Annotated in this window: 8 protein-coding genes; 1 reads left to right on the top strand and 7 read right to left on the bottom strand. The window is 72.6% G+C overall.

Translation table 11 applies throughout. The annotated features are described in order from the left end of the window. Positions 1-1190 (top strand): CocE/NonD family hydrolase C-terminal non-catalytic domain-containing protein (locus EF903_RS26005; RefSeq protein ID WP_125547123.1); only part of this gene is annotated, 1190 nt, incomplete at its 5' end. Positions 1191-1248: 58 nt separating this feature from the next. On the opposite strand, the gene EF903_RS26010 is transcribed toward EF903_RS26005, so the two are convergent. The 7 genes from EF903_RS26010 to EF903_RS26040 all read right to left on the bottom strand — a co-directional run. Next, positions 1249-1701 carry a DUF6278 family protein gene (locus tag EF903_RS26010; RefSeq protein ID WP_125547125.1) on the bottom strand — a complete coding sequence of 151 codons (453 nt, stop codon included), beginning with the start codon at positions 1699-1701 and terminating at the stop codon, positions 1249-1251. A 74-nt stretch (positions 1702-1775) separates the two neighbouring features. Beyond that, entirely contained in the window at positions 1776-2561 is a 786-nt protein-coding gene (locus EF903_RS26015; RefSeq protein WP_125547127.1) for an exodeoxyribonuclease III, read from the bottom strand. Positions 2562-2627: 66 nt separating this feature from the next. Continuing rightward, the gene (locus EF903_RS26020; protein ID WP_125547129.1) at positions 2628-3260 is read right to left on the bottom strand and encodes an MBL fold metallo-hydrolase; all 633 of its coding nucleotides are present in this window, start codon (positions 3258-3260) and stop codon (positions 2628-2630) included. A 49-nt stretch (positions 3261-3309) separates the two neighbouring features. Further along, positions 3310-3897 carry a hypothetical protein gene (locus tag EF903_RS26025; protein WP_125547131.1) on the bottom strand — a complete coding sequence of 196 codons (588 nt, stop codon included), beginning with the start codon at positions 3895-3897 and terminating at the stop codon, positions 3310-3312. Beyond that, on the bottom strand, positions 3894-5057 hold the full coding sequence (locus EF903_RS26030; protein WP_125547133.1) for an ROK family glucokinase: 1164 nt from the start codon (positions 5055-5057) through the stop codon (positions 3894-3896). Before EF903_RS26030 ends, EF903_RS26025 begins: the two co-directional genes overlap by 4 nt. Beyond that, on the bottom strand, positions 5054-5932 hold the full coding sequence (locus tag EF903_RS26035; protein WP_125547136.1) for an ATP-binding cassette domain-containing protein: 879 nt from the start codon (positions 5930-5932) through the stop codon (positions 5054-5056). Before EF903_RS26035 ends, EF903_RS26030 begins: the two co-directional genes overlap by 4 nt. Beyond that, a partial coding sequence (locus tag EF903_RS26040) for an ABC transporter permease (protein WP_260615931.1) occupies positions 5902-6932 on the bottom strand: 1031 nt, incomplete at its 5' end. The genes EF903_RS26040 and EF903_RS26035, both read right to left, overlap by 31 nt.

Below are 6932 nucleotides of genomic sequence, written 5' to 3' on the forward strand. Positions count from 1 at the left end.
GCCAGCAGGCTGATGCCCGCGCCGTAGGAGACCCCGCCCGGATCGGCGTCGGCGGCGTCTCCTACGGCGCGGGCATCAGCCTGCTGGCCTCCGCGCACGACCCCCGCATCAAGGCCGTCGTCGCGCTCAGCGGCTGGGCCGACCTCGTCGAGTCCATCTACTCCGGCCGCACCCAGCACGTCCAGGCAGCCGCCCTGCTCGGCGCGACCGGGCGGCTCACCGGCCGCCCCGGCCCCGAACTGAACCGCATCCTCGGCGACTTCCTCGCCTCCGACCTGGCGCGCGAGCAGGAGATGATCGACTGGGGCCGCAAGCGCTCGCCCGCCGAGCACGTCGACCGGCTCAACGCGAACGGCACCGCCGTCATGCTCGGCAACGCCTGGGGCGACACCATCTTCCCGCCCAACCAGTACGCCTCCTTCTTCGAGAAGCTCACCGGCCCGAAGCGGCTGGAGTTCCGCCCCGGCGACCACGCCACCGCCGAAGGCCTCGGCCTGTTCGGTCTGCCGAACGACACCTGGGACAACGCCCGCCGCTGGTTCGACCGCCACCTCAGGGGCGAACGCAACGGCGTCGACACCGAGCAGCCCGTGCAGATCAAGTCCCGCAGCAGCAGCGGGTACGAGGGCTACGCCGACTGGAAGTCGGTCGGCTCCGCCGGCACGGAGAAGCTCGCCCTCGCCGACACCGAGCACCTCTTCACCGGCGTCAACACCGGCGCCGACGGCGGCATCGTGCTCCTGTCCAGCACCCTCGACCAGTTCACGAAGATCCCGCCCATGGCGTCCGTGCCGCTGCTCCCCCGCGCCTTCGCCGCGGTCTGGCAGTCGGACCGCCTCGGCTCCGAGCGCCGCGTGCGCGGCACCGCCCGCCTGCACACCACCGTCACCCCCACCCGGTCCGACGGCACCTTCGTCGCCTACCTCTACGACGTGGGCCCCCTCGGCATCGGCAAGCTCGTCACCCATGCCCCCCACACCTTCCACGGCAAGACGCCGGGCCGCCCCTTCGGCGTCGACCTCGACCTGTTCTCCACGGCGTACGACGTGCCCGCGGGCCACCGCCTGGCCCTGGTCATCGACACCGTCGACCCGCTGTACGCGGAGTACAACCCCACGGGGGCGCAGCTCACCTTCTCCTCGCCGCGCCAGGACCCCTCGTACGTCTCCGTGCCGCTCGGCGCCCGCTGACACCGCCGGGTGCGCGCAGGCCGCCGGGGCCGGCCCGGCGGCCGACGGGCCGCGGCCGCTACCGGGCCTCGGAGCCCTCCGAGGCCTCCGCGTACGCCTGGGACAGCTCCGGCGAGCCGGTCATCGCCCAGGACAGTCCCGACTCGATGACGTTCAGCTCGCGGCCCGAGGCGAGCCGGACCACGGGCTGGCCGTTCGGCCAGACCTGCCAGCGGGCCCCCGGGCAGGTCCGGATGATCACCGTCCCGAGGTAGAAGCCCGCGTCGTTGCCGAGCCAGGGCACCACCTCGGGCTCCCGGCGCCAGCGCGGCATCAGCTGGTCCAGCGCCTCCAAGGAGGCCGGGGTGCCGTCGAGTTCCAGCCCGGCCGCCCGCGCGTGGACGCGCAGCACCTCGCACTCCGCGAACAGCTCGCCGACGCCCTCCGGGTCCTCGGCGACCGCGGCGGCGAGACCCGCGCCCCGCTGCGTGTCGCTCCGGTTGCGCCAGTGGGCCAGAAAGGGCATGTCCATACCGAACAGCGTGGCACCAAGGGGCCCCGACGGCCACAGGGCGCGCCTGGATTCCGGCGGCCGCGGACCGGCCGTCAGGCGTCCAGGTCGAGGTCCACGACGACGGGCGCGTGGTCGGAGGCGCCCTTGCCCTTGCGCTCCTCGCGGTCGACGTACGCGTCGGTGACGGCCTTGGCGAACGGCGCGTTGCCGTAGACGAGGTCGATGCGCATGCCGCGGTTCTTCGGGAAGGCGAGCTGGCGGTAGTCCCAGTACGTGTAGGGGCGGTCGTACTTGAGGGGCCGCGGCACCACGTCGGACAGGCCGGCGGAGCGCAGCGCCTCCAGGGCGGCCCGCTCGGCGGGGGTGACGTGCGTGAGGCCGGCGAAGACGGCCGGGTCGTAGACGTCCTCGTCGGTGGGGGCCACGTTAAAGTCGCCGAGCACGGCGAAGGGGCGCGGGCCGGCGGCGTCCTCGGCGACGGCCTCGGACAGGGCGCGGAACCACTCCAGCTTGTAGCCGTAGTGGTCGTGCTCGACCTCGCGGCCGTTGGGCACGTACACCGACCACAGGCGGACCCCGCCGCAGGTCGCGGAGATGGCCCGGGGCTCCTGGACGCCCTCGTAGTCAGGGCCGCCGGGCAGGCCCCGGACCACGTCCTCCAGGCCGACCTTGGAGAGCAGGGCGACGCCGTTCCACCTGCCGGTGGCGTTGACGGCAGACTCGTAGCCGAGCTCGCGCAGCGCGTCGTGCGGGAACTGCGCGTCGGAGCACTTGGTCTCCTGCACGCACAGGACATCGGTGCCGGAGCTCTCCAGCCAGGCCAGCAGGCGGGGCAGCCGGGCGGTGATCGAGTTGACGTTGAACGTGGCGATACGCATGCGTCCCAACCTACCGCCCGGCGCCGACAGCCACCCGGCACCGGCCGCCCGGCGCCGGGGCGGCGGTCACACCTCGGTGGCGTCGCCCGCGGCGAGCCGCCCGTGGTCGGTGCCGCCGAGGTTCCCGAGGGCCGTGTCGTAGATGGGCCGGGCGATGTCGGCGAGGTAGACGTCGTGGATGTCGATGGCCCGGCGCGGCCCCACCTCGCGCAGGTAGTCGATCACCTCGGACACCTTGTTCCACGGCGCGTGCACCGGCACCATCAGCGTCTCGACGGGCACCCCGGGCACGGTGAGGGCGTCGCCGGGGTGGAACAGCGAACCCTCCACGAGGTAGCCGACGTTCGTGATCCGCGGGATGTCGGGGTGGATCACGGCGTGCAGCTCGCCGTGCACCTGGACGTCGAACCCGGCGGCGGTGAACGCGTCGCCGTGCCCGACGGTGTGCACGCGGCCGGGATAGGCGGGGGCGAGCCGCTCGGCGACGCTGCGCAGCGTCCACAGGGCTGCGGCGGGGTTCGCGTCGAGGGCGGCCCTCAGCCGGCCCTCGTCGAAGTGGTCGGGGTGCTCGTGCGTGACGAGCAGGGCGTCCGCCCCCAGGCCCGCGTCGGGCTCGCTGAAGGCACCCGGGTCGATGACGAGGACGCGCCCGTCCTTTTCGAGCTGGACGCAGGAGTGCAGCCGCTTGGTGAGCTTCATGATCCCAGGCTAGGGCAGCCCGCCCGGCGGGGTCGGCCCGCCGCGGCCCTTACGGGACGGCCGTCGAGACGACGTAGACGCTCGGCTTGGACGGGTCGGTGAGGTCGACGGTCACGTCGCGGGTCGGGCGGGGGTCGGGCTGCTCCAGGGTGGTCCCGTACCAGGTCCTGTGCGGTTTCCAGTTCCAGCCCGAGACGGCCGTGTCGTGCGCGTCGATCGCCACCCCGCGGGTCAGCTCGGCGCGGCTGGTGCCGAGGTCGGCGAGGAAGCCGTCCAGGTCGGCCGGGGTCACGGCGAACTGCACGTACAGCCGGCTGGTGTGCCAGTTGTTCGTCTCCAGGAAGCCGACCTTCCAGGCCTTCTGGGGGATGGGCACGTCGTAGATGCTGCGCTGCACCCGCGAGGGCCAGCCGGGCCGGACCTTCGTGGCGCCGACCTTGGCCGCCTTGTCGCGGCCGCTCTCGCGGCTCTGCTGGGCGGAGACGGCGAGGTAGCCGGCGGGGACGCCGATCAGCAGCAGGATGATGAGGGCGGTGATCCAGCGGCGCCGGACGACGTGCCTGCGGTCCTCCGCGGGGGGCGGTGCGCCGCCCTCGTCGGGGGCCGGCGCCTGGCGGGGCAGGGTGGGCGGTGTCACTGCGTGTCGTCCTGGTCGTCGGGTCCGGGGGTCTGGCGGCGGCCCAGCTGCGCGTAGCGCTCGTACCGCTCGACGCGCCGGCGGGTGGCGCGGCGGAAGCGGCGGGCGACGAGCCGGGCGAGGTCGGCCGCTCCGACCATGCCGGCCTCGGGGCCGAGCTGGGCCTTGGCGATGCGGGCCTCGGGCCGGTAGCCGCGCCCGGTCAGGTGTCTGCGGAAGGCGTCCCGGGCGGGTCCGATCAGCAGGTCGTCGGCGGCGCTGACGCCGCCGCCGATGACGAAGCAGGAGGGGTCGAGGGCGGCGGCGAGGTTGGCGATCCCGACGCCGAGCCACTGGCCGATGTCCTGGAGGAGCTCGATGCACATGGCGTCGCCCTCGCGGGCGAGCTCGGTGATGAGCGGGCCGGTGATCTCCTGGATGTTGCCGCCGACGCGGGCGATGATGCCGTAGGCGACCGGGGAGTCGGCGGCGGCGAGCTCACGGGCCTCGCGGACCAGGGCGTTGCCGGAGCTGTACTGCTCCCAGCAGCCGCGGTTGCCGCAGGGGCAGCGGTGGCCGCCGGGGACGACCTGCATGTGGCCGAACTCGCCGGCGACCCCGTACCGGCCGCGCTTGACCTGGCCGCCCTCCAGGATCGCGCCGCCGATGCCGGTGCCGAGCGTGATCATGACGAGGTGGTCCTCGCCGCGGCCGGCTCCGAAGCGCCACTCGGCCCAGGCCGCGGTGTTGGCGTCGTTGTCGACCATGACGGGGACGGCGAGGCGGGACTGGAGGGCGTCGCGCAGCGGCTCGTCGCGCCAGGCCAGGTGGGGGGCGAAGAGGACGCGGGAGCGGTCGGCGTCGACCCAGCCGGCCGCGCCGATGCCGACGGCGTGGACGTCGTGGCGGTCGGACAGGTCGAGGACGAGCTCGACGATGGTGTCCTCGACGACCTTGGGGCTCTTGGACTTGTCGGGGGTCTCGGTGCGGATCTTCTCCAGGATCACGCCGTCGGCGTCGACGACGCCCGCCATGACCTTGGTGCCGCCGATGTCGATGCCGACGGTGGGGACGCGGGGGGCGGTCAGGTGCGACCGGCGCTCACGGGACCCGATGGTCCGCAGGACGGTGCCCCGCGCCGACCCGCGGTGGGTGAGCGTGAAGTCCCGGTACGTGCTCATCGAGTCGTGTCGTCCCTCGGTGGTGCGGTGGTGCCCGCGGGATCGGCGGGCTCGGGGGGCTGCGGTCCCGATTGTGCCACCCGGGCCAGTTCGTGGCTCAGCTCGTCCAGCTCGGAGCCGCCGGCCATCTGCCGGGTGAGCTCGTCGAGGGTGATCGAGTCACGGGTGTGGCTGCCGGCCATCGCCCCGCGTTTGAGCAGGACGAAGCGGTCGCCGACGAGGTGGGCGTGGTGCGGGTTGTGCGTGATGAGGACCACGCCGAGCCCGGCGTCCCGGGCGGCCGCGACGTACTTGAGGACGACGCCGGACTGCTTCACGCCGAGGGCGGCGGTGGGCTCGTCGAGGACGAGGACCTTGGCGCCGAAGTACACCGCGCGGGCGATGGCCACGCACTGCCGCTCGCCGCCGGAGAGGGTGCCGATCGGCTGGTCGACGTCGCGCAGGTCGATGCCCATGCGCAGCAGCTCGGACCGGGTCGTGCGGCGCATGAGGCCGACGTCGAGGCGGCGCAGCGGGCCGCGGCCGCGGGTGGGTTCGGAGCCGAGGAAGAAGTTCCGCCAGACGGGCATGAGGGGGACGACGGCCAGGTCCTGGTAGACCGTGGCGATGCCGCGGTCGAGGGCGGCGCGCGGGTTGGCGAGCTCGGTCTCCTCTCCGTCGATCTCGAAGGTGCCGGAGTCGTGCTTGTGCAGCCCGGAGATGATCTTGATGAGGGTGGACTTGCCTGCGCCGTTGTCGCCGAGGACGCAGGTGATCTCGCCTGCGGAGACCTCCAGGGAGACGTCGCGCAGGGCGCGGATGCTGCCGTAGGACTTGCTGACGCCGGTCAGCTTCACGAGGGGTGTCACTTCGCCTCCGCCCGCTTGCGGACCCATGCGTTGAGCAGTGTGGCCAGCAGGAGCATCGCGCCCAGGAAGAACTTGAACCAGTCGGGGTTCCACTGGGCGTACACGATGCCGTTGCTGGTCATGCCGAAGATGAAGGCGCCCACGGCCGCGCCGATGGCGGAGCCGTAGCCGCCGGTCATCAGGCAGCCGCCGATGACGGCCGCGATGATGTACAGGAACTCGTTGCCGACGCCCTCGCCCGACTGGACGACGTCGTACGAGAACAGGATGTGCTGCCCGGAGATCCAGGCGCAGAGCGCGACGCCCATGTAGAGGCCGATGCGGGTCCGGACGACGGGGACGCCGACGGCGCGGGCCGCGTCGGCGCCGCCGCCCACCGCGAAGATCCAGTTCCCGGCGCGGGTGCGCAGCAGGATCCAGGTGGCGAGGGCGACGAGGACGGCCCACCACAGGACGGTCACCTTGAGGGTGACGGGGCCGAGGGTCCACTGGGAGGCGAAGAGGGCGCGGGCGGAGGGGAAGCCCTCCATGTCGGCGATGCTCTTGGTGGAGACGGTGCCGGTGATCAGCTTGGTGAAGCCGAGGTTCAGTCCGGTCAGCATCAGGAAGGTGCCGAGGGTGATGATGAAGCTCGGCAGCCTGGTGCGGGTCAGCATGTAGCCGTTGAAGAAGCCGATCGCGAGGGTGACCAGCAGCGAGACGAGGACTCCGACCCATACGTTGGCCGTCATCTGGTAGCTGAACATCGAGCTGACCAGGGCCGAGGTGGTGACCATGACGCCTGCGGAGAGGTCGAACTCGCCGCCGATCATCAGCAGGGCCACCGGGACGGCCATGATGCCGAGGGTGGAGGCCGAGTACAGGACGGTGCTCAGGCTGGACGCGCGCAGGAAGCTGTCGGCGGCGAAGGAGAAGAAGAGGAAGACGGCGGCGGCTCCGACGACGGCGTCTTCCTCTTCTTCTCCTTCGCCGCCGACAGCTTCCTGCGCGCGTCCAGCCTGAGCACCGTCCTGTACTCGGCCTCCAC

It is taken from the genome of Streptomyces sp. WAC05292 (assembly GCF_003949955.1).
Classification (GTDB): Bacteria; Actinomycetota; Actinomycetes; order Streptomycetales; family Streptomycetaceae; genus Streptomyces; species Streptomyces globosus.